Source organism: Mesorhizobium sp. B2-3-6, assembly GCF_006442305.1.
Lineage (GTDB): Bacteria > Pseudomonadota > Alphaproteobacteria > Rhizobiales > Rhizobiaceae > Mesorhizobium.
Genome location: NZ_VFVW01000005.1, coordinates 221,178 through 242,976 on the forward strand (window position 1 = coordinate 221,178; position 21,799 = coordinate 242,976).

A 21,799-nucleotide genomic window follows, 5' to 3' on the forward strand; every position below is an offset into this window, starting at 1 on the left:
CGCGTTCATCGACGGTTTCGTCAATCACATGCGTCGGGAGGGCACCATCTGATGGGCGCCTATATCCTGCGCCGCATCCTTTTGATGATCCCGACCCTGTTCGGCATCATGGCGATCTCGTTCGCCGTCATCCAGTTTGCCCCCGGCGGCCCGGTCGAGCAGGTCATCGCCAAGCTGACGAACCAGGGCGGCAGCGATCGTCTGGGCGGTGGCGGCGGCGATGCGGGCGGTGGTAATTTCGATGCCGCCGGCGACGTCGGTTCAAAATATCGCGGCGCGCAGGGGCTCGATCCGGAATTCATCAAGAAGCTGGAGAAGCAGTTCGGCTTCGATAAGCCGCCGCTCGAGCGCTTCGGCCTGATGCTGTGGAATTATATCCGGTTCGATTTCGGCGACAGTTATTTCCGCGACATTTCGGTGCTCAACCTGATCCTGGAAAAAATGCCGGTGTCGATCTCGATCGGGCTGTGGATCACGCTCCTGTCCTACCTGATCTCGATCCCGCTCGGCATCCGCAAGGCGGTGAAGGACGGCAGCCCCTTCGACATCTGGACCAGCGGCGTCGTCATCGTCGGCTATGCCATTCCGGGTTTCCTGTTCGGCATCATGCTGATGGTGCTGTTTGCCGGTGGTTCGTTCTGGGACTGGTTCCCGCTGCGCGGCATCGTCTCGGACAATTGGGACCAGTTGTCATGGCCGGCCAAGATCGGGGACTATCTCTGGCACATGACCTTGCCGCTGACGGCGCTGGTGCTGTCGGCCTTCGCCACGACGACGTTGCTGACCAAGAATTCCTTCCTGGAGGAAATCCGCAAGCAGTATGTGGTGACCGCCCGCGCCAAGGGCCTCTCGGAACGGCAGGTGCTCTATGGCCATGTCTTCCGCAACGCCATGCTGATTGTCATCGCCGGTTTTCCCGGCGCCTTCATCTCGGCCTTCTTCACCGGTTCGCTGCTGATCGAAAACATCTTCTCGCTCGATGGGCTCGGCCTGCTCGGCTTCCGGTCGGTGGTCGAACGCGACTATCCCGTGGTGTTCGCCAACCTCTACATCTTCTCGCTTCTCGGCCTGTTCGTCGGATTGCTGTCCGACCTCATCTACACCTGGGTCGATCCGCGCATCGATTTCGAGCGGAGAGACGTTTGATGTCGGAGGCAAGTGTTACCGCCGGGGTCGTGCCGGAGCGGATGCCGCGGCCGTTTCTGTCGCCGCTCAACAAGCGCCGCCTGGAGAACTTCAAGGCCAACCGGCGCGGCTACTGGTCGCTGTGGATCTTCCTTGTCCTGTTCGTGCTGTCGCTGTTCGCCGAATTCATCGCCAACGACAAGCCGATCATCGCCTCCTACAAGGGCGAGATCCTGTTTCCGGTGCTGGTCGCCTATCCCGAAGAGAAGTTCGGCGGCTTCTATGCCGTCACCGACTATCGCGACCCGGTGATCCAGGACGAGATCAACGCCAATGGCTGGATGATCTGGCCGCCGATCCGTTATTCCTACCAGACCGTCAACAACGCCATTCCCGAAGCAGCCCCGGCCAAGCCGTCCTGGCAGTATGACGCCAAGACGCGCTGCAACCAGTACCCGAAAGGGGCTGATGATCCGGCTTGCACCATCGGTAACTGGAACTGGCTGGGCACCGACGACCAGGCGCGCGATGTGCTGGCGCGGGTCATCTACGGTTTCCGCATCTCGGTGCTGTTCGGACTGATCCTGACCGCCGGCTCGGCTCTGATCGGCGTCGCGGCCGGCGCCCTACAGGGCTATTTCGGCGGCTGGACGGACCTGCTGTTCCAGCGCTTCATCGAGATATGGTCGGCGATTCCCGTGCTCTACCTCCTGCTCATCGTCGCCGCCATACTGCCGCCGGGCTTCTTCATCCTGCTCGGGCTGATGCTGCTGTTTTCCTGGGTGGCGTTGGTCGGCGTGGTGCGGGCCGAATTCCTGCGCGCGCGCAATTTCGAGTACGTCAACGCGGCGCGCGCGCTCGGCGTGCGCAACCGCACCATCATGTTCCGGCACCTGTTGCCCAACGCCATGGTGGCGACACTGACCTTCCTGCCGTTCCTGCTCTCAGGCTCGATCTCGACGCTGACCTCGCTAGACTATCTCGGTTTCGGCCTGCCGCCGGGCTCGGCCTCGCTTGGGGAATTGCTCAAGCAGGCGCAGCGCAATCTCAACGCGCCGTGGCTCGGCATTTCCGGCTTCGTCGTCATCTCGCTGATGCTGTCGCTGCTGGTCTTCGTCGGCGAAGCGACACGCGACGCCTTCGATCCGCGCAAGACGTTCCGATGAGCGAGCCCCCCCTGCTCTCGGTCCGGGACCTCAGCGTCGCCTTTGCGCAAGGCGGACAGCAGTCGCTGGCCGTCGATCACATCTCCTTCGACATCGCCAAGGGCGAGACGGTGGCGCTGGTCGGCGAATCCGGCTCCGGCAAATCGGTCTCGGCGCTGTCGGTGCTGAAGCTCTTGCCCTATCCCAGCGCAAGCCACCCCTCGGGCAGGATCCTGTTCCAGGGCGCCGACCTGCTCGCCATGAACGAGAAGCAGCTGCGGCAGGTGCGCGGCAATAAGATCACCATGATCTTCCAGGAGCCGATGACCTCGCTCAATCCGCTGCACACGATCGAGCAGCAGATCGTCGAGATCCTGAAGCTGCACCAGGGCATGGCGGACCGCGCGGCCAAGGCGCGCACGCTGGCCCTGCTCAACGAGGTCGGCATCCGCGAGCCGCAGAAGCGCCTCGACGCCTATCCGCACCAGCTGTCCGGCGGTCAGCGCCAGCGCGTCATGATCGCCATGGCGCTGGCCAACGAGCCGGAACTCCTGATCGCCGACGAGCCGACGACGGCGCTCGACGTCACCGTGCAGGCGCAGATCCTCGAACTGCTGGCCGGCTTGAAAAGCCGCAAGGGCATGTCGATGCTGTTCATCACCCATGATCTCGGCATCGTGCGCAAGATCGCCGACCGGGTGTGCGTGATGACCAAGGGCAAGATCGTCGAGATGGGGCCTGCCAAGGACATCTTCGCCAATCCGCAGCACGCCTATACGCGCCATCTTCTGGCGGCCGAGCCCAAGGGCAAGCCACCCGCGGCCAACAGCGCCGCGGCACCCGTGATGACCGGCAAGGACATCAAAGTCTGGTTTCCGATCAAGCAGGGCTTCTTCCGACGCACCGTCGACCATGTGAAGGCGGTCGACGGCATCGATGTCACCGTGCGGGCCGGCCAGACGCTGGGCGTGGTTGGAGAGTCCGGGTCGGGCAAGACCACGCTCGGCCTGGCGCTGGCGCGGATGATCTCGTCGAGCGGAACCATCCAGTTCAACGGGCGCGACATCAACCAGCTCTCGTTCAACGCCATGCGCCCGCTCAGGCGCGAATTGCAGATCGTCTTCCAGGATCCTTTCGGCTCGCTGAGCCCCCGCATGTCCATCGCCGAGATCATCGAAGAAGGCTTGAAGATCCACGAGCCGAAGCTGTCGCTCGACGAGCGCGACGACAAGGTGGTCGACGTGCTGAAGGAAGTCGGGCTCGACCCGGCGACGCGCAACCGCTATCCGCACGAATTCTCCGGCGGCCAGCGCCAGCGCGTCGCCATTGCTCGCGCCATGGTGCTCAACCCGCGTTTCGTCATGCTGGACGAGCCGACCTCGGCGCTCGACATGAGCGTGCAGGCGCAGGTGGTCGACCTCCTGCGCAGCCTGCAGGCCAAGCATGACCTCGCCTATCTCTTCATCAGCCACGACCTCAAGGTCATCCGGGCCCTGGCCAACGATGTCATCGTCATGCGCAATGGCCAGATCGTCGAAGCCGGTCCTTCCGAACAGATTTTTGAAAAGCCGCAAACCGACTATACTCGGGCGCTGATCTCGGCCGCCTTCAAGATAGAAACCGCCCCGACGGGGGTCGTCAGCGAGTGACTCCTTCCTTCGCAATTCCGGTCGGAAAGCCGCCTTGCGCCTTTCCCGCAATTGCTCCAAACCGAACAACAGGACAAAATCCATAAATGGAAAAAGGCAAAATCCTGCTTGCCGTCACCGGCTTTCACCCGCAGCGCTGGCGCGAACTGCTGTCCGCAGAGCGCGAGGTGGTGCTCGAGCCGGACGGCGCCAGCGATCCTTCGATCACCTATGCGGTGGTGTGGAAACAGCGGCCGAACCTGTTGGGGTCGCTGCCCAATCTGCGCGCCATCTTCTCGATCGGCGCCGGTGTCGACCACATCTTCTCCGATCCCAGCCTGCCGGACGTGCCGATCGTCAAGGTCGTCGCCGGCAACCTGGCCCAGCACATGACCGAATATGTCGTCTGGCGGGTGCTCGATCATCACCGCCAGGGCCTGCTGTACCGGTCGCAGCAGCCGAAGAAGATATGGCGCGAGCCGGCGCAGCGCACCGCTGAAGATATCTCTGTCGGCATCATGGGGCTCGGCAGTCTCGGCCGCGCGGCGGCGTCGGCGCTGCTGTCGCTCGGCTTCGCGGTTAATGGCTGGTCGCGCACCGACCGGCCGATGGAAGGTGTCGCGACCTATTGCGGCGAGGCCGGGCTGATCCCGTTCCTCAATGCCACAGACATACTGGTCGTGCTGCTGCCGCTGACGCCGGATACCAAGGGTATCATCAATTACGGCGTGCTGAAGGAATTGCGCAAGCGCAACGGTCTTGGCGGCTCGGTGCTGATCAATGCCGGTCGCGGCCGCCTGCAGAAGGATGCCGACATCGTGCGCGCGCTGGACGACGGCACGCTGAAGGAAGCGAGCCTCGACGTGTTCGAGGTCGAACCGCTGCCGAAGACCAGCCCGCTATGGGCCCATCCGAAAGTATTCGTGACGCCGCATGCCGCGGCCACGTCCGATCCCGTCCACCTGGCGCCGATCATGCTGCGCCAGATGGATGCCTTCGAGCGGGGCGAAAAGCTGGAGAACCTGGTGGACCGCAAAGCGGGATATTAGGCCGCTGGCATGTGGTCATCGGGACCGCCTTCAGGCGACATGTGTTAGCCGGGCAGAGCGAACTTCTTCTGCTTGTCCGGCTTGCCGCAATCGCGGCGCTCGATGGACCGGTTCATGGCGTCGATCTCGCCGCTTGCCTTGTCGGCATCGCGCTTGGTCTTGGAGCGGATATCCGGAATAAACGGGCCGAAGCCCATCGCGGGGTTGGAGAATGTCGGCTTGGCCTGCTGGGACAGATTGTATTGCCGAGCCAGGGCGTTGCGTTGCGCCAGCAACTGGCCGCAAGGCACGCTGTCATATTGCAGTGAGGACTGGACGTTTTCGTCCTGGCGCTCGGACATGGAGTTGCCGACACAGCCCGCCATAGCGAGGCAAGATGCCAACGCCATCATGTTCCAGCGCATGGAAAAACCCTCCGTACGACACGCCCCGACATAATCCGGCATGCGATTGGGGCTTTTTCGCAGCAGAGGCACCCGCAGGCCTCTGAGTGCGTTGCCTGACTGCTACCCGGCGGTTGGCTGTAGGACGAGTCAGCAGTCTCTTGCAACAGGCTTCCCGCGCCCGAATTAGCCACTATCTTGGAACGATGCGCGCCAGCGACCTGCTCCATCCCCGGCCCGAGGGCCTTTACTGCCCGCCGGGCGACTTCTTCATCGACCCGGTGCGGCCGGTCAACCGGGCGCTGATCACGCACGGCCATTCCGACCACGCACGCTCCGGCCACGGCTCGGTGCTGGCGACGCAGCAGACGCTGGACATCATGAGGCTTCGCTATGGCGAGGGTTTTGCAGGCACGACACAGACGGCAGGACTGGGCGAGCGAATTGCCTTCAACGGCGTCGACATCAGCTTTCATCCGGCCGGCCATGTGCTGGGCTCGGCGCAGATCGCGGTCGTGCGTCAGGGCATGCGCATCGTCGCCTCCGGCGACTACAAGCGGCAGCAGGACGCGACATGCCTGCCGTTCGAGCCAATCGCGTGCGATGTGTTCATCACCGAGGCAACCTTCGGCCTGCCGGTGTTTCGCCACCCGCCGGACGAGGAGGAGATCGCGCGGCTCCTGAAATCGGCGGCGCAGTTCCCCGAACGCTCGCATCTCATCGGAGCCTACGCGCTGGGCAAGGCGCAACGGGTGATGCGTCTGTTGCGCGACGCCGGCTACGACAGGCCGATCTATATCCACGGGGCGCTGGCCAAGCTCAGCGACTATTATCAGAGCCAGGGCATCGATCTCGGCACGCTGGAGCCGGCGACGGTGGAGAGCGCCAGCAAGGATGATTTCACCGGCGCCATCGTCGTCGGCCCGCCGGCCGCGTTCGCCGATCGCTGGGCGAGGCGCTTTCCCGATCCGATCTCCTGCTTCGCCTCGGGCTGGATGCGCATCCGCCAGCGCGCCAAGCAGGGTGGCGTCGAGCTGCCGCTGATCATTTCGGATCATGCCGACTGGGACGAACTGACCGCCACGATCAAGGAAACCGGGGCAGAGGAAATCTGGGTGACACACGGCCGCGAGGAGGCGCTGGTGCGCTGGTGCGAACTCGAAGGGATCGCTGCGCGGCCACTGCATCTGGTGGGGTATGAGGACGAGGGCGATTGATGGCATGAATCGCTTCGCCGAACTGCTCGACCGCCTTGTGCTGACGCCGTCGCGCAACGGCAAGCTGACGCTGCTGACCGACTATTTCCGCAGCGTCGAGGATCCTGATCGCGGGCTGGCGCTGGCTGCCATCACCGGCGACCTCAACATCGCCGCGATCAAACCGGCGATGCTGCGCATGCTGGTGACCGAACGCATGGATCCGGTGCTGTTCGGCTATTCCTACGACTATGTCGGCGATCTCGCCGAGACCGTGTCGCTGGTCTGGCCGCAGACGCCCGGAACCATACCGAACCGTGAGCCGACGCTCGGTGAGGTGGTCGCGAAGCTGCAGGCGGCGAGCCGCTCCGACGGGCCGAAAGTGCTGGCAAACCTGCTCGACAGTGCCGGCATCTCGGCCCGCTTCGCCATCATCAAGCTGGTCACCGGCGGGTTGCGCATCGGCGTGTCGGCGCGGCTGGCCAAGCAGGCGCTGGCGGATTTCGGCAAGGTCGACGTCGCCGAGATCGAGGAACTCTGGCACGGGCTGTCGCCGCCCTACACAGCCTTGTTCGCATGGCTGGAAGGCAAGGCCGCAAAGCCCGAGAGGGCCGCGCGGGCACTGTTCCGGCCGGTGATGCTGTCCAACCCGGTCGGCGACGGCGATCTCGACAGGCTCGACCCCGCCGATTACGCGGCCGAGTGGAAGTGGGACGGCATCCGCGTCCAGGCGGTGTCGGAAGGCGGCATCCGCCGGCTCTATTCGCGCACCGGCGACGATGTCTCCGGCGCCTTTCCCGACCTCGCCGAGGCGATGGTTTTCTCGGCCACGCTCGACGGGGAATTGCTGGTCGGCGATCCCCGGGAAGCGACAGGGACATTCTCGGATCTCCAGCAGCGGTTGAACCGCAAGACGGTGTCACTGAAGATGCAGCAGCAATATCCGGCTTTCATGCGTTGCTACGACCTTTTGCAGGTCGGCGCGGAGGATTTGCGGGGATTGCCCTTCCGGGAGCGGCGCGTCCGCCTCGAAAACTTCGTGAAAACGCTCGACCCGAGCCGCTTCGATCTTTCGCCATTCGTCGCGTTCCCGGACTGGCAGGCGCTGGAGGAACTGCGCCGGGCGCCGCCGCACCCGATCATCGAAGGCGTGATGCTGAAGCGCTGGGATTCGCCCTATGTCGCCGGCCGGCCGAAGGGGCCCTGGTTCAAATGGAAACGTGACCCGCACACGGTGGACGCCGTGCTCATGTACGCCCAGCGCGGCCACGGCAAGCGCTCGAGCTTCTACTCCGATTACACGTTCGGCGTCTGGTCCGGAGCGGAAGGCGAGGAGGAACTGGTGCCGGTCGGCAAGGCCTATTTCGGCTTCACCGACGAGGAATTGAGGCAGATCGACAAATATGTCCGCGACAACACGATCGAGCGTTTCGGGCCTGTGCGCTCGGTGCGCGCCGACCGTGACAACGGGCTGGTGCTGGAAGTCGCCTTCGAAGGGCTCAACCGTTCGACGCGTCACAAATCCGGCGTTGCCATGCGCTTTCCCCGCATCTCGCGGCTGCGCTGGGACAAGCCCGCCAACGAGGCCGACCGCATCGAGACGCTGCAGGCGCTGCTCGATCGTTGATCGCACCCTCTCTGGTGCCGGCGCTCAAGGCTCGACGGAGACGCGTATCTCGTAAATGTTGACCGCCTTGCCCTGCTTGTCGAAATCGGAGTTGATGGCGATCGTTCCGGCCGAGCCGGGCCGCTTGTCGGGGAATTTCACGTCGAAGAGATATTCGTTGCGCTGCTGGCCGACCGCATAGCGTTTGCGGCCGCAATCACCAAGCTCGCCGAAATTGCAGTCGACCGAGATCTGCGTGTCCTTGCCGTCCTCGGCGCGGGCGACAATATCGAACACGGCGTGCTTGCCGGCGAGCTTCTCCAGCACGCCTTGCCCGACATCGAAGCTGATCGCCGAACCGGAAGCGCCGGACTGGATGCGCAGGAATGGCCCGGAATCGTCCTTCATCGTTTCCGCCTTGGCGTCCGACGGAGCGCTGACATGCGCCGGGTCGGTGGGCGAAAACACGTTGATCCAGTTGCGCGCCTGATCGGCAGCGCCGGGCTTTTCCGGCCCGGTCTCGCCATCGGCCGGTGTGAAATCGTCGTCCTCGACGGTCGGCGGCGCTTCGGGCGGAGCGGTGTCGAGCTGAGCCTGGGTCTTGAAGACGCCGGTCTGCATGGCGAAAAACAGGCCGATGCCGACCGCGGCGAGCAGCGTCACGGTGAGGAAGATGGCGGTCAGCGGCAGGCGCCGGCCCCTGATGCGCCTCTCGTCGCGATCGGGCGCCACTTCAGCCGTGGCTTCGGACGAAGCGGGAGCCGACATGTCGATGGACGGCACGCCGGAAAGGGTCGCGTCGGGCATGATGTCTGGAACGACCGGCAAGACGCGCGAGCGCGGGGCATCGGCAGCCGGCTGCGCAGGCTCGTCGACGGAAACTGCGGGCGGTGCGGCGCTCTCGCCGGTTGCGGCGGGTGCAGCCGGGCTCGCCGGAAGCTCGACCGCCGGTGCATCGGACTCAGCCTGGGGAGCGACATCCGGCACCGCCGGCAGGAATTCGGATTCGATTTCGGTGATCTTGGCCTGTATCGCCTTGCGGCGCTTGATGGCGACTTCCACCGTCACGCCGGGATTGGCCTGGAGCGCGCGGTCGAGCGCGGCGAAAGCCGAGCGATAGACCTTCTCGCGGTATGCGCGGTCCTCGGCATTGCCTCTTTCGAGGGCGTTCCGGATCGCTTTTTCGATTGCGTCCAAGCGAGATCCCTCTGTGCGTTGCCCAAACCTCGCCATGATCGTTAGCCGCAGCCGACCAATCAATCAACGGGCGAGCGTCCGCATTCTGCCTCGTTGGAGTGTCCAAAGTCCATCTTGGCGGTATTCCGGCAACGAAATCAACATGCTTCATTGATCTTTGCCGGCAGGGAGGCACGGGGCCAGGCGCAATGTCCCGGCCGATCGGTAAGGGCGTGGCAGCCGGCTTTGTCGGCGATGCGTCGGGGCGGAACGACGCGCAACACGAATTGCCGGGCCGCATCCTGAATTCGCGATCGCCCATCTTGAATTCGCCGTCGGTTGAGTCTATCACCCAGCCCATCTTGGAGGCCTAACGCTTCCCGGGCCGCTTTAGCTCAGTTGGTAGAGCACATCATTCGTAATGATGGGGTCGCGTGTTCGAGTCACGCAAGCGGCACCACTTCCCCAGCCCCTGCTGACGTCGCCGTCATGGCATCTGTCCCTGCCACAAGGGTAATCCACTTTCGGCCGCGAAGTCTTTATCCTCCGCGTAGATCGGTTCGCCTCTTCTCACCACCCGCCCAAGCAGGGCCGCATCTTCGTTGGCGTGATATCGAAAGGCGTTTCGGGTGTCGTATCCGTGCCCGGCCTGGGACAGGGAAAACCCGCTGACGACGACAGGGGCAAAGCCGGCGAAACGCGCCAGTATGATCGCGAAGGCTCCGGTGGAGATCTTCCGGTGCCAGCCGCGGAACATATGATATTTGCCGCTAAGCTGCCAGACGACGTTGGCAAGCTGCCATTTGGTAAGCGCCTGCAAGGTTTCATAACGATAATTGAAGGTGCGACAACCGGCTTTCAGCTTGTCCTCGACATCGGGCCAAACCGGGATGATCAGGTGCTTTGCCTGCCGTCCATTTAACAGATCACGCTTGTAGAAATCCTGTTCGCTGGCGTCGACAAAAATGCCGCGGCGGATAACGGCGATATCAGGAACGGGGAGGCCGACGGTTTCCGCCAAAAGCTGGGAAGCATTGACGGTCACAAGTGCCCAATCGGCATCATATCCCTGCGGGAGGCGAAAATTCGGCGCCGACCCCATCACCAAGGCGGGACCTGTGGCCCTGGGCAGGCGAAGAATTGGTTTTTGGAAGATTGGCAAGAGATCCGAAAGCGGAGTTTTCATCCGGGAATCTGAACCGCCTGTTCCTCAAACGCGCGCAGGATGCTCTCTTCCCGGCTCCACAATTCGTCCCATTGCGTGGTGCCGGACCAACCCGCAAACCAAGGGCCGCCGAGCGTATAATGCGCCAGCGAGACATCGGCGGGATCGAGTTCGGAAGCCGAAGCCCCGACGAGGTAGTTCCACGCCAGGGGCAATTCGCCGATCTCATGGTCCTCAAGCCATTTGAAGGCGTGGAGGTCACGTCCGGGCCACGTATTGAGCATCTCATTGGTCAGCCGCTTGTTGGCGGGATGATCCAGATTCCATAAAACGACCGACGACCAGTTTTTGCGGCGATAGAATGTCTGCGTTTGTCCGTCCATCTTGACCGCTTCGGATTCGCGTTGCTGGTGCTTGACCGCCATGATCGCGTAGGAAGGATCGAGCAGATCGAGCAGTTTGGCCGGATCCTTCAGGAACAGGACGTCGCAATCGCAGAACATGGCCCAGCCGCTTTGCCCCATGAACGGAACGGCAAAGCGCGATATGGCAAACTCGGTCGCCATCGGCGCCTCGGAAATCGGGCACCAGAGCTTACCGTCACGTACTTCCATCGGTCGCGTCATGATTCCTTGGGCTACAAGGTCCTTGAGCACGAGCGGCTGTATCTGCAACGGGGTGCTTGTCCGCCGATAGGCGCTCCATCGCGCCACGTCCAGAACTCGGGATTCGCGCGGATCATAGCCAATGTAGATTGGTATCATGTGGCAGTTCTATAATCTGATGTGAATTTAGACGAATCTAGCATGGCAGCACTGCACGCGGAAGACCAGAACCACATTCGCAATGCCGTGTGTCCGGGTTGCCACGAGCGTTTCATCTCTGAAGGTGTCGATGGTGTTTTTGCGCGACAAGTGCCAAGCAACCGGCATCGCACCTCTTCACGACGGAGCTGTCGAGCGGATCGTCGCACTCACATTTGAGACAGCTCACCAGCAAGCCACATCGACCGTTGTTATTGGACCTCACATCTCCCGAACTGGCCTGTCCAGAGTGGCAGACCGAGCGAGCCCGCCACATGCGGATCGCTCGTATAAAGGGGGAAACCGAGCGCCAACAGCGCCAGCAGGGTGGCACGGTCGGAACCGACGTGCATCCGGTCGATGTTCAGTTTGTTGTACACATGGCCGTGCGAACCTGGGTCAATACCCGTGATGATCACGGCCGGCGCGCCGTTATGCAAGGCGTAAAGGACCGCCGTGATCCCGGTCGAGAACTTCTCCTCCAGATGCATCTCGAAATTGGGCACACCCATCACTGCTTCGTAGAGCGCCATGCGCTGGTGACGGGTCATCGTGCGCAGGTCGCGACAGCGGTAGTTGAAGGCCGCGATGTTGCAGCGCAATTCCTCCATCGTGCGGTGTGCACGCACAATCCAGAGCAGATCGGTCTCCTGGCCGGTCAAGACGGCGCGCACGGCCACAGCGTTGGGCTTGGTCGCGTCAAGTTGGTTGACGTAAAGAAATGTCGCGTCAGGAGTACCCATCCCCCAGCGGGCAGTCACGGTCTGCGAGCCATTCACGGTAAAGAGTGTGAAAGCATCGCGCTGAAAACCCACCGGCGGGTTCGAGACCGGCGCGGAGCCTACGATGAGGACCGGCTTTGTAAGCGGCACAGGGTGCCGTGGCGCCTGGGGATGCAGCAGGCGATATAACAGTTTCCGCTTAACCACCAGAAGCGGGTGATCGAACAAGCGCTTGCGCAGCGGCTTCTGTGCATCGGGATTCGCTGCGCTATGCTCTGCAATCTCCAGAGCGATCCCCTTGGCCTTCGCCAAACCGGCCTCCTCTCAATGCTTTCCCGGGCATGTACTCCCCCCTGCCAGCCGGCGTTGATCAGCGGCTTGATCGTTGGGGCAGGCAGCAACCATAACGTGACGAATCATTTCCTCCGGCGCTCTGATGGGAACCCTTCGCTTTTTCCCAAGCGCTTCAAGCCTCTCTCACTCAATGTCGCAACTCTACTGTATTCGGCACGAGACTGCATGCGGGTTGCTGTTGTTTGTTGCTTCTGATCACGGTTCGATAGAACTCCGTCCGAAACTCATGGTGCCAGATCGGCAGCATCGCCGAAGCGATAGCCGCGCTCAATACTCAGCAGAGGATCAATCTCCACCAGCCGAACAGGAATTTCAACATCCAATTTCGACAGCAAACGGCAAGACACATTGCTGCAACTGCGACCGAATCTACAACTGGGACCGAGACCCGACCTCAAAACGCCGCCTGGCACTGTGGATCGCGATGCTGGCCGAATGCATCCGCCATTGTCGAGACCGAGGTTTGATGTGAAACTCCCGGCGTCAGCATGGGAGGTCAAAATGCCCAACAGTTTCAAGACCGGAGACGTCGTCAAGCTGAAGTCCGGAGGCCCGAAGATGACGATAAGCGACGGTGCCGCCTCCGGCACATATATGTGTCATTGGTTCAACCGCGAGGGCGATGTATGGACCCCGCAGCATGCCGGCTTCAAGCCGGACCAGCTGGTGGTGGCGGACCAATCGACATAGAGCGGTTCACCGCTTCGCGGAAGCGGCGAAACGCTCTATCTCTTTGTTTTTACGCAATTCCCAAGGGAAAGCGCTACGCGCTTTTCCCGGAAAGCCGTACACACTTTTCTTGGAATTGCTCAAGTTCCTGCCCTTCAGCTGAAGGGTTCGAACATGGCGCAAGCAGCGCCCGATCGGGCGCGTTGTTGCGGCATGCGCCTGCCGGCACAAAAGTCACCGACGGATTTCTACCGCCGCTGCGTTTAACGGGAGAAGCGTCGCCACGGCACAATGCCATGGCAGCGCGCTAACCGGAGACGCCAGCATGATACGCCGTTCGATCCTTGCCGCTGCCTTGAGCCTGCTGACCGCCACGGCGTTCGCCCAGACGGCGACACAGCCTCCGGCCGCGACGTCCCCTTCTGCACCGCCCCCCACTGCCGCGCCAGCCACGTCAAAGACCAGGCCCGACATCACGCTGGCCAAGTTCCAGAAGCGGCGTGAGAAGGCGATCATGGCCGCCGACACGGATGGCGACGGCAAGATCAGCCTGCTGGAATGGGAGGCCCTCCAGGCAAAGCGCGGCACCAAGGGCGACCCGACACAGTCCTTCGCGCGCGCCGACTCGAACCATGACGGCTTCATCGACCGCGCCGAGCTCGATGCGTTCTTCGCCCAGCGCTTCGCCAGGCTGGACAAGAATGGCGACGGCGTTCTGAGCGTCGACGAAATGCCGGGCCACAAAACCGCTCCCAAGCCGGAGCAATGAACGGGGGTAATGGCACGCGATGACCATCAGGGGTGCGCCAGCCGATGAGCGCGGATCCGGACGAGGAGCTGGTTCGCCGTGTCGGCGCCGGCGATCCGGCGGCCGTGCAAACGCTGGTCGCGCGCAAACTGCCGCGTATCCTGGCGCTTGCCGTGCGCATGCTGGGCGACACGGCAGAAGCCGAGGATGTCGCGCAGGAGACCTTCGTCCGAATCTGGCGCCATGCCTCGGGCTGGCGGCGCGGCAATGCACGCTTCGACACCTGGATCCACCGGGTGACGCTGAACCTCTGCTACGACCGGCTGCGCCGCCGCCGCGAATGGGTGACAGACGATCTGCCGGAGGTGATGGACCCGGCGCCGCTTCCGGATGCCCAGCCGCGGGAAGACGCGCAGCGCGTCGAACAGGCCCTGCAAGCCATCGCCCCGCGCCAGCGCGAAGCCATCATCCTGGTCTACTATCAGGACATGTCGAACATCGAGGCGGCCACGACCCTGGAGATCAGCGTCGATGCCCTGGAGAGCCTGCTTTCGCGCGGCCGCAGGGCGCTGCAGGCGATCCTGGCCAGGGACGGTGTCCATGAATGAAAACCGCGCCGCCATGAAGGCGCAGCGTTCGCGCCTTGCCGACACCGCCTGGCGGCCGGCTCCGATGATCGCCGCGCCGTGCGGGCACGCGATGCCAGCGGGCAAGGGGCCAACAGGCAAGGGAAAGACCGATGTCTGACCGATCCAGGGACGCACCGACGATGGATGCCGAACGCTTTGCCGCGCTGGCGGCAGCCTATGGCGGCGACTTGCGGCGATGGCCACAGGCCGAACGCGCGGCGGGCAGCATCCTTGCCGCAAGCGATGCGGGCGCGGCCATTCTGAGGGATGCCGGCAAGCTCGACGCCCTGCTCGACAGCTACCGCGTCGAAGCGCCCGGCAAGGCGCTGCACGTCGGCATAGTGAGGGCTGCCGACGGTCATCTTGCCCAACGCTGGCGCCGGCGCTTGTGGTGGCTGGGGCTCGGACTTGCCGGCATCGGCCTGGCCGGCGCGGTTGCCGGATCGGCTTTGGTGATCGTCGCCACGCCTGAGGTTCAGCCCGATCAGTATGTGCTGGACGCCAATACGACGGCGTTCGGCGATGCCGGTCCCGACGACACGATCGAGGAAAACCTATGAGCACGGGCCGCAAGCTCCTCATCGCGTCCGTGGCGCTGAACGTCTTCCTGGCCGGCGCCCTTGCCGGCGGCGCAGTCTGGCTGAGAAGTGGCAAGGCGGGCCAGGGCTATTCGCTGGAAGCGGTCGGAGGCCGGCTTCCGGACCAGGAACGCAGGATATTCCGCAAGGCGTTGCGTGAGGTCCGGCGCGAATCCCGCCAGGTCATCCTCGACGGCCAGCAGGCCAGGCGCGAGGCCGCCGACCTGCTGCGGCAGCCCACCCTCGACACGGCAGCCCTGACAGCCGCGCTCGAGCGGGCCCGCAACGCCGACGTCACCATGCGCATGCGGCTGGAGCAGCGCATCGTCGAGTTCGCCGCGGCAAGTTCGGCAGAGGATCGCGGCGTTCTGGCTGAGGGGCTGACAAGACGCGCCGGGTTGCCGCCGGCGCCAAAAAAATCGCCATAAGCACCGACGGAATGCGCCGAAGCCGCCGTTTAAGGCAAGAAGGGCACACCTGCCGGACCGCCTGGTGCGAACAGGTTTTCAACTTCGAGACCATTTGGAGTATCGTCATGAACCGTCTGACACAATACGCGGCCGCCGCCGCGCTTGCCTTGACCGGAACGGCCGCGACCGTTGCGGCGGCATCCGCCACGCCGATGCTGGCCCAGCCAAGCGCCCCCGCGCTGATCGAGCATGTGGCATGGGGTTGCGGCCCCGGCTGGCATCCCAACCACTGGGGGCGCTGCGTGCCCAATCGGGGGGGTGTGTATCCGCGTTATTACCGGCCCGGCCCGGTCTTCCACGTCTGGCACCCCCATCCTGTCTGGCACCCACATCGGGTCTGGCACCGCTGGCGTCACTGGTAAGCGTGCGCGGGGGCCAGCCGCTTCACCGGCCTGGCCCCCTCGACCGCAGCAACCGATCCGACCTGAGCGCATCGCGCCGAAAACGGGTTCATGCGCCGCGCTGGGCCTGAACAAGGAGCTGACGTGGCTATCCCGGCCAAAGGCTCCATGCCGCCGGACGCCGCCCTGGTCGGTGGTGCTGCTCGCCGGCGGCGCGATCAAGGGCGGCCGCGTCATAGCCGACTGGCCGGGCCTGAAGCCGGCCCAGCTCTACGAGCAGCGCGACCTGGCACCGACCAGCGATGTCAGGGCGGTGCTGAAAGGCCTGCTCGCCGACCAGTTCGGGCTTTCGGCGGCGGTGCTCGGCGACAAGGTGTTCCCGGAGTCCGCGGCGATGAAGCCGATGCGCGATCTGGTCGTCTGAATTCCGGTTGCAGATGGCGATTAAGGTTAAATTTACTATGGAATTGTTCGAAAGCTGCAAATGACACAAAGCTCCCCCAAAGGAACGCAAAGACATGTTCGTGGGGAAAGCCATATCTCGACCTCAAGGGCCTTTGCGGGCCTTCTGCCATCCGCTGGCGTTGGTGCTGATCAGCCTTGCGGGCGTTTTTGGTGCCGGCCGAGCCGAGCATGAATGGCTGTCGGTGCCGTTCTCGCTGACATTGGTGGGGGCGCTCGCGGGAGCGGTGTTCCTGACATCGGGGCGCCTCGCCTTTTCCGTCTATCTTGCCTGGATGGCCGTTGCCCTGGTGACGCTGATCTCGGCGGTCAAATTCCGGATGAAGGGGTTCTCGCTGCACTTCTACGACACGATCTTCGTGTCCACGGATCCGGGAGTGTATCGCTTCCTGCTCGGCTCCTATCTCCACCTCATCCTGCCTGTCGCCGCGGTGTTGGTGCTTGGCATCGCCGCAGCGATCCTGATCTTTCGCGCCGACCGGAAGCTTGGCTGGCCCGCATCGGCGCGCGCCCTGCTTCTGGCCCTCCTCGTCACACTGGTGCCGCTGACCTTTCCAGCCGAGGCTTCGAAGGACCGGTACTTCTATTATATGCAGGGCCGGCACATGTCGGCCTTCTTCATCTCACTGATGGATCTGCGCAACATGGTCGTCGAGCCGGCGTTCGAGCAGCGGCTGCAGGCCGTCGCGCCACAGCCACCCTTCGCCGACACGGTCGACTGCGGCGACCGGGCAGCGCTTCCCGATATTTTCTTCGTGTTGAGCGAAAGCCAGTCCGATCCAAGCTATTTTCCGCAGATCGCCAGCGGCGCGGGATTCCTGCAGCGATTTGCACCTGCCGCCGGCGAGCCCCGCCCGATGCAGGTCGAGACGTTCGGCGGCGGCACCTGGATCAGCAATTTGTCGCTGATGACCGGGGTTTCGGCCACCGACTTCGGCTGGCGAAGTCCCTATCTGACGATCACGCTACAGGATAAGGTCGCCGGAGCGTTGCCGGAGTTGCTGGCGCGCTGCGGCTATCGAACGGCCGTCATGACGCCGATGGACTTTACCTTCGTCAACGAGGGGCCTTTCTTGAAGTCGATCGGGTTCGAGAACGTCCTCGACATCAGGGATATCGCCGCGCCCTTCTACCATCTGCGCGACAATTTCTATTATCACGCGGCGGAGGCATTCATCGCCAGGCACCGCCGGGAAGACGGCCGGCCACTGTTCCTCGAAATCCAGACCATGTTTCCGCACTCGCCCTATGAGGGGCGGATGGAGCCGGGATTGAAGGTGGAAGGCGAGCCCTTCGCGGACGATTTCCAGGCCGGCGAATATCTGCGCCGCATGGCGATCGCGCGCGGCGACTTTCAGGATTTTCTCAGACAACGGGAAGCGGAGGCCGGCAGGCGCGGCGCCGTGGTGCTCGAATTCGGCGACCACCAGTCCTCGGCAACCAAACCGTTTGTCGATGCGACCGCAGGCAGTGACGCGCTGGCCAAGCTTGACTCGCTCGCCTATCGCACCTTCTACACCCTCACGACCTTCCATCATCCACTGCGTCACCCGATGCCCGATATGGCGTCGCTCGATATTGCCTTTCTCAGCGCAAGCCTGCTCGATGCCGCCGGCCTGCCGATGTCACCCGTCATGTCCGATCTGGTGCGGTTGCGTGACCATTGCGGCGGCAGGTTCCATGGCTGTGCTGACCGGGCCGAGGTGGATGCACATCTGCGCCGCCGCGCCGATTCAGGACTGCTGCATCTTTTCCCGCAAGCTGCGCCGCTTCATTCACAAGTCGAAACACGGTGACGGCGCGACGCGGCCTCAGTGTGTCGGCCCGGCTCCCAGCGTCGCCACCGTCTTGAGGGCGCCGTCGAGCATGTCGCCCTTCTCGTCCTTCAGCGCCGCCTCGCGCAACCGCCTGATCCAGTCAGCGGCGTCGGCGCGCCCCTTGAGCAGGTCGAGCGCCGACAGCACGCGGTCGAACTTCGACTGGGCACGGACATGGGTGTCGCTGTAGCCCTTGATCAGCCGGCGGCAGTTCAGGATCTCGACGGCCAACGCATAGTCCTCACGCGCATGGCCCAGCGCCAGCGCGTACCAGCTCTCCAGATGCGCGGCTTCTACCTTGTGGCGCAGCAGGCGGCGGCGCCAGCGGCGCAGGCCGCCGATGAACCACAGAGCGGTGAAACCGGCAAAACTATCGGTACGGATGCGCCGGCCGCGATTGATGCGACGGTCAAGGAAGGCGGCGAGCTTCGGCCGGTTCTCGATGTAGCTGCCCAGCCCCGCCGGCAGCGTGCCGCAGAACTCCTCGATGCGCGGATGGAAATACTCGGTCACCTGCAGGACCGAGCCATCCCTGACGCCGACCTCCTTGCGCACGCGCCTGTCGCGGGTCGAGCGCGTCTTCAGGTCGGCGACGCGGATCATGTCGTCGTAGCATAGGGCGTTCGCCAAATGCTTGGCGGCGGCGATCGAGAGGGCATAGGCTCGATCAGGCCCGTCCAGCACGACGGCTTTGTCCAGGCGGTCGAGATATTCGCGTCCGTAGGCAATGTCCTGATAGTCCACGACCTTTCGCAGACCGCGCAGCGCCATGTCGCGCACCGCCACGGGCATCACGTCGATGCGGGCGGCCAGGGCCTGCCAGCCTCGCAGGAGGTCTTGCGGGCCACTCACCTGTCCAGCGGCCAGGGCGGAGCCGACGACAGCTGCTTCCGCCGGTTTTGGCGCAGCCGATGATGCCGTGCCGCGCGCGCGATCATAGGCGGCGGCGAAGGCGGCGAGGCTGGCCTTGACGCCGCGGCCACCGGCGCCGATCGCCTCCTGGTAGCTTTCGCGCGTGAACGGCAGAGCGTCGGAGCCGGCCAGCGCGCCAAGCAGACTGGCCGAGATCATCGAGCCGCTGTCGGCGGCGATCTTTTCCATATCGAAAGCGATGAAGCGCTTCGATGCGGCTTCAGCCGTCGCGTGCACCTTCGACGACGACGCCCTGCCGTCGCCGGGCTCGATCTTTTCCGATACGGCGGCGATGCGGTGCGAGGAAGTGATCAGCGTCGTGCGGTCGGGAGTGACAAAGCCGCGGATAATGGCGCGGCCGGCTTCCATCAGCTCGGCAGCGATCAAAATGTCGACGTCGCCTTGTGAGGGCGACAGCGCGAAGACCGGCAGGCGGCCGGTGTCACGGGCCATCTCGACATAGTAGATGGTGGCGCCGGTGCGCTGGGCGACGCCGGCCACCGAGGTCGATTGCGCGACGTAACCGTTGCGCTCCGCGACGTCGGTGATCCAGTCGGCAAGCACGCCGCCGCCCTGGCCGCCGACGGCAAGCACCGCAAGCTTGATAACGCGTTCGTCGGCGGCGGCGCCAGCCTTCGGGCGCAGTGTAGCGTTGGGATCAAGCATCGGCGAACATCAGACGGCGGCCCTCGCGGCGACGCTGCAAAAGGCCAATGACCGCGCGCCGGGTGCTCTCGAGGACGCGGTCCCAACGGCTCGGATTGTGCACGACGTCGGCGCGATAAAAGGACGGGCACAGCACCGCCGCGTCCGCCACCTCGCCGCAATTGCCGCAGCCGACGCAGTTCTGGTCGATGCTTGCGACAGGATCGTCGCGCAGCGGATCGTCGAGCGACTTCACCGACAGCGACGGGCAGCCGGACAGCCGCATGCAGGCGTGGTCGCCGGTGCAGATATCCTCATCGACGCCGAACTTCGGTTTGACGACGCGCGTCCCGCCCTTGATCGCCTTGTCGACCAGAGGCTTTTCGCGACGCTGGCGGTTGAGCATGCATTCCGACGAGGCGACGACGACTTTCGGGCCTTTCTCGTCCGTGGTCAGCGCCTCGCGCAGCGTGTCCTGCATCTTGCCGACGTCATAGGTGCGGTCGACATGGCGCAGCCACTTGACGCCCATGCCTTTCACGGCCTCGGTGATGGGATGCTTCGTCGACTTGGTCTTGTTGCCGGCGCGGGACGACAGGATGTCCTGCCCTCCCGTCGCGGCCGAGTAGAAATTGTCGACGATGACGATGACCCCGTCGTTCTTGTTGAACACCGCATTGCCGATCGAGGAGGTCAGGCCATTGTGCCAGAAGCCGCCATCGCCGACGAAGGAGATCGAGCGGCGCTTGGCGTCGGGCGAATTGAAGGCCGAGGCCGAGGCCGGGCCGAGCCCGTAGCCCATTGTGGTGGCGCCGAGTTCGAAGGGCGGCATGATCGAGAACAGGTGGCAGCCGATGTCGGACGCGATGTGGTGCTTGCCGAGTTCCTGTTCGACCAGTTTTGTCGCGGCAAAGATCGGCCGCTCCGGGCAGCCGATGCAGAAACCGGGCGGTCGACCTGGAACGACATTGATCAGGTCCGCCGTGTCGACGCCGTCGCCGACCTTGTTGGGAGCCCGCACTTCGCCGGGCAGAAGATGCGGCGCCTCGGTGCGCAGGAAGGCGCCGATGCCGTCGAGCATGACCTGGCCGGTATATTCGCCGGCCATCGGCAGGTGCTCCTTGCCGACCAGGCGGGTGCCACGCCCGGCCTTGTGCAGCATGGCGGCAAAGGCCTGTTCGATGTAGTTGGGCTGGCCTTCCTCGACGACCAGCACCGCCTGCTTGCCTTCGCAGAAGGACAGAAACTCGTCGTCGATCAACGGATACACGGCATTGAGCACGTAGAGCGGCACGTCGGTCTCGCCATAGGTGTCGGCAAGGCCGAGCCGCTGCAAAGCGCGGATGACGGAATTGTACATGCCGCCCTGCATGACGATGCCGACGGAGCCGTGATCGGAACCGAAGATCTCGTTGATCTTGCGGCTCTTGATGAAATCCACCGCCGCCGGCCAGCGCTTCGCGACCTTCTCCTTCTCGTGCAGGAAGGAAGCGGGCGGCAGCACGATGCGGCCGGTGTCGCGGCGGGGCGCCTCCAGCGCATCGGCCACCGTCATCGGCGGCCGCTTGTTGTCTTTGGCGGTGAAATGACCGTGGACATGGCAGCAGCGGATGCGCACCTGCAGCATGACAGGCGTGTTGGAGGCCTCGGACAACTCGAAGCCGTCTTCCACGGCCTTGACGATCGAGGGCAGGTTCGGGCGCGGGTCGAGCAGCCAGACCTGGCTCTTCATGGCGAAGGCATGGCTGCGCTCCTGCATGATCGAGGAGCCCTCGCCATAGTCCTCGCCGACGATGATCAACGCACCGCCGGTGACGCCGCCGGAGGCGAGGTTGGCGAGCGCGTCGGAGGCGACGTTGGTGCCGACCGTCGACTTGAAGGTCGCCGCGCCGCGGATCGGATAATGCACCGAGGCCGCCAGCATGGCGGTGGCGGTGGCTTCCGAGGCGCTCGCCTCGAAATGCACGCCGAGTTCGCCCAGAATGTCCTGTGCATCGGCCAGCACGTCCATGAGATGGCTGATCGGCGCACCCTGGTAGCCGCCGACATAGCCGACGCCGCATTGCAGCAGCGCCTTGGTGATGGCGAGGATGCCTTCGCCGGCAAATTCCTCGCCCGCGCCGAGCCTCAGCTTTTCGACTTCCTTGGCAAAAGACCGTTCGGCCATTTTTGGCCT

Annotated in this window: 21 protein-coding genes, 1 tRNA gene and 2 pseudogenes; 17 read left to right on the plus strand and 7 right to left on the minus strand. The window is 63.9% G+C overall.

Annotated features, from left to right (window positions below):
- The first annotated feature begins 51 nt into the window (after positions 1–51).
- From FJ953_RS17055 to FJ953_RS17070, 4 genes are all read left to right on the plus strand, one after another.
- On the plus strand, positions 52–1,146 hold the full coding sequence (locus tag FJ953_RS17055) for a microcin C ABC transporter permease YejB (RefSeq protein ID WP_140496886.1): 1,095 nt from the start codon (positions 52–54) through the stop codon (positions 1,144–1,146).
- Positions 1,146–2,291: an ABC transporter permease gene (locus FJ953_RS17060; protein WP_140624845.1), complete on the plus strand. Its 1,146-nt coding sequence runs from the start codon at positions 1,146–1,148 to the stop codon at positions 2,289–2,291. Before FJ953_RS17055 ends, FJ953_RS17060 begins: the two co-directional genes overlap by 1 nt.
- Positions 2,288–3,919, plus strand: a complete 1,632-nt coding sequence (locus tag FJ953_RS17065) for an ABC transporter ATP-binding protein (protein WP_140624846.1) — start codon at positions 2,288–2,290, stop codon at positions 3,917–3,919. The genes FJ953_RS17060 and FJ953_RS17065 overlap by 4 nt, the downstream gene beginning before the upstream one ends.
- 86 nt (positions 3,920–4,005) lie before the next feature.
- Entirely contained in the window at positions 4,006–4,947 is a 942-nt protein-coding gene (locus tag FJ953_RS17070; RefSeq protein ID WP_140496893.1) for a glyoxylate/hydroxypyruvate reductase A, read from the plus strand.
- Between the two features lie 44 nt (positions 4,948–4,991).
- On the opposite strand, the gene FJ953_RS17075 is transcribed toward FJ953_RS17070, so the two are convergent.
- Complete coding sequence (locus FJ953_RS17075) at positions 4,992–5,351, minus strand: hypothetical protein (RefSeq protein WP_140624847.1); 360 nt, start codon at positions 5,349–5,351, stop codon at positions 4,992–4,994.
- 185 nt (positions 5,352–5,536) lie between these two features.
- Between FJ953_RS17075 and FJ953_RS17080 the strand changes: the two genes are divergently transcribed.
- Both FJ953_RS17080 and FJ953_RS17085 read left to right on the plus strand, forming a co-directional pair.
- Positions 5,537–6,547 (plus strand): ligase-associated DNA damage response exonuclease, encoded by a 1,011-nt coding sequence (locus FJ953_RS17080; protein WP_140624848.1) that lies wholly within the window; start codon positions 5,537–5,539, stop codon positions 6,545–6,547.
- A 4-nt stretch (positions 6,548–6,551) separates the two neighbouring features.
- Positions 6,552–8,153, plus strand: coding sequence for a cisplatin damage response ATP-dependent DNA ligase (locus FJ953_RS17085; protein WP_140624849.1), 1,602 nt, complete (start codon positions 6,552–6,554; stop codon positions 8,151–8,153).
- Positions 8,154–8,177: 24 nt separating this feature from the next.
- On the opposite strand, the gene FJ953_RS17090 is transcribed toward FJ953_RS17085, so the two are convergent.
- Entirely contained in the window at positions 8,178–9,329 is a 1,152-nt protein-coding gene (locus tag FJ953_RS17090; protein ID WP_140496901.1) for a hypothetical protein, read from the minus strand.
- Positions 9,330–9,692: 363 nt separating this feature from the next.
- Between FJ953_RS17090 and FJ953_RS17095 the strand changes: the two genes are divergently transcribed.
- A tRNA-Thr gene (locus tag FJ953_RS17095) sits at positions 9,693–9,768 on the plus strand.
- A gap of 27 nt (positions 9,769–9,795) precedes the next feature.
- On the opposite strand, the gene FJ953_RS17100 is transcribed toward FJ953_RS17095, so the two are convergent.
- Complete coding sequence (locus FJ953_RS17100) at positions 9,796–10,494, minus strand: hypothetical protein (RefSeq protein ID WP_140559695.1); 699 nt, start codon at positions 10,492–10,494, stop codon at positions 9,796–9,798.
- Positions 10,491–11,099: a hypothetical protein gene (locus tag FJ953_RS17105; protein WP_246674834.1), complete on the minus strand. Its 609-nt coding sequence runs from the start codon at positions 11,097–11,099 to the stop codon at positions 10,491–10,493. The genes FJ953_RS17100 and FJ953_RS17105 overlap by 4 nt, the downstream gene beginning before the upstream one ends.
- 243 nt (positions 11,100–11,342) lie before the next feature.
- On the opposite strand from FJ953_RS17105, the pseudogene FJ953_RS30875 reads away from it, so the two are divergent.
- A pseudogene (locus tag FJ953_RS30875) lies at positions 11,343–11,478 on the plus strand (IS630 family transposase); the annotation flags it as partial.
- 10 nt (positions 11,479–11,488) lie between these two features.
- On the opposite strand, the gene FJ953_RS17110 reads toward FJ953_RS30875, so the two are convergent.
- The gene (locus tag FJ953_RS17110) at positions 11,489–12,310 is read right to left on the minus strand and encodes a membrane-anchored protein (RefSeq protein WP_246674835.1); all 822 of its coding nucleotides are present in this window, start codon (positions 12,308–12,310) and stop codon (positions 11,489–11,491) included.
- 543 nt (positions 12,311–12,853) lie between these two features.
- Here FJ953_RS17110 and FJ953_RS17115 point away from each other — a divergent pair.
- The 9 genes and pseudogenes from FJ953_RS17115 (at position 12,854) to FJ953_RS17150 (ending at position 18,045) form a co-directional block, all read left to right on the plus strand.
- The gene (locus FJ953_RS17115) at positions 12,854–13,042 is read left to right on the plus strand and encodes a DUF2158 domain-containing protein (protein ID WP_140496939.1); all 189 of its coding nucleotides are present in this window, start codon (positions 12,854–12,856) and stop codon (positions 13,040–13,042) included.
- Positions 13,043–13,346: 304 nt separating this feature from the next.
- On the plus strand, positions 13,347–13,790 hold the full coding sequence (locus FJ953_RS17120) for an EF-hand domain-containing protein (protein WP_140496941.1): 444 nt from the start codon (positions 13,347–13,349) through the stop codon (positions 13,788–13,790).
- A gap of 44 nt (positions 13,791–13,834) precedes the next feature.
- Positions 13,835–14,377: an RNA polymerase sigma factor gene (locus tag FJ953_RS17125; protein WP_140496943.1), complete on the plus strand. Its 543-nt coding sequence runs from the start codon at positions 13,835–13,837 to the stop codon at positions 14,375–14,377.
- On the plus strand, positions 14,370–14,516 hold the full coding sequence (locus FJ953_RS30520) for a hypothetical protein (protein ID WP_181165287.1): 147 nt from the start codon (positions 14,370–14,372) through the stop codon (positions 14,514–14,516). Before FJ953_RS17125 ends, FJ953_RS30520 begins: the two co-directional genes overlap by 8 nt.
- On the plus strand, positions 14,509–14,958 hold the full coding sequence (locus FJ953_RS17130) for a hypothetical protein (protein ID WP_140496945.1): 450 nt from the start codon (positions 14,509–14,511) through the stop codon (positions 14,956–14,958). Before FJ953_RS30520 ends, FJ953_RS17130 begins: the two co-directional genes overlap by 8 nt.
- The gene (locus tag FJ953_RS17135) at positions 14,955–15,404 is read left to right on the plus strand and encodes a periplasmic heavy metal sensor (RefSeq protein WP_140496947.1); all 450 of its coding nucleotides are present in this window, start codon (positions 14,955–14,957) and stop codon (positions 15,402–15,404) included. The genes FJ953_RS17130 and FJ953_RS17135 overlap by 4 nt, the downstream gene beginning before the upstream one ends.
- A 107-nt stretch (positions 15,405–15,511) precedes the next feature.
- Complete coding sequence (locus tag FJ953_RS17140) at positions 15,512–15,808, plus strand: hypothetical protein (protein ID WP_140624851.1); 297 nt, start codon at positions 15,512–15,514, stop codon at positions 15,806–15,808.
- Between the two features lie 169 nt (positions 15,809–15,977).
- Positions 15,978–16,211: pseudogene (locus FJ953_RS17145) on the plus strand (hypothetical protein); the annotation flags it as partial.
- Between the two features lie 94 nt (positions 16,212–16,305).
- Positions 16,306–18,045: a sulfatase-like hydrolase/transferase gene (locus tag FJ953_RS17150; protein WP_224646587.1), complete on the plus strand. Its 1,740-nt coding sequence runs from the start codon at positions 16,306–16,308 to the stop codon at positions 18,043–18,045.
- A 15-nt stretch (positions 18,046–18,060) separates the two neighbouring features.
- Here FJ953_RS17150 and FJ953_RS17155 read toward each other — a convergent pair whose 3' ends face one another.
- Positions 18,061–19,644, minus strand: a complete 1,584-nt coding sequence (locus tag FJ953_RS17155; RefSeq protein ID WP_140496951.1) for an indolepyruvate oxidoreductase subunit beta family protein — start codon at positions 19,642–19,644, stop codon at positions 18,061–18,063.
- A complete protein-coding gene (locus FJ953_RS17160; protein ID WP_140624852.1) occupies positions 19,637–21,790 on the minus strand; it encodes an indolepyruvate ferredoxin oxidoreductase subunit alpha in 2,154 nt (717 codons plus the stop codon). The genes FJ953_RS17155 and FJ953_RS17160 overlap by 8 nt, the downstream gene beginning before the upstream one ends.
- Between the last annotated feature and the right edge of the window lie 9 nt (positions 21,791–21,799).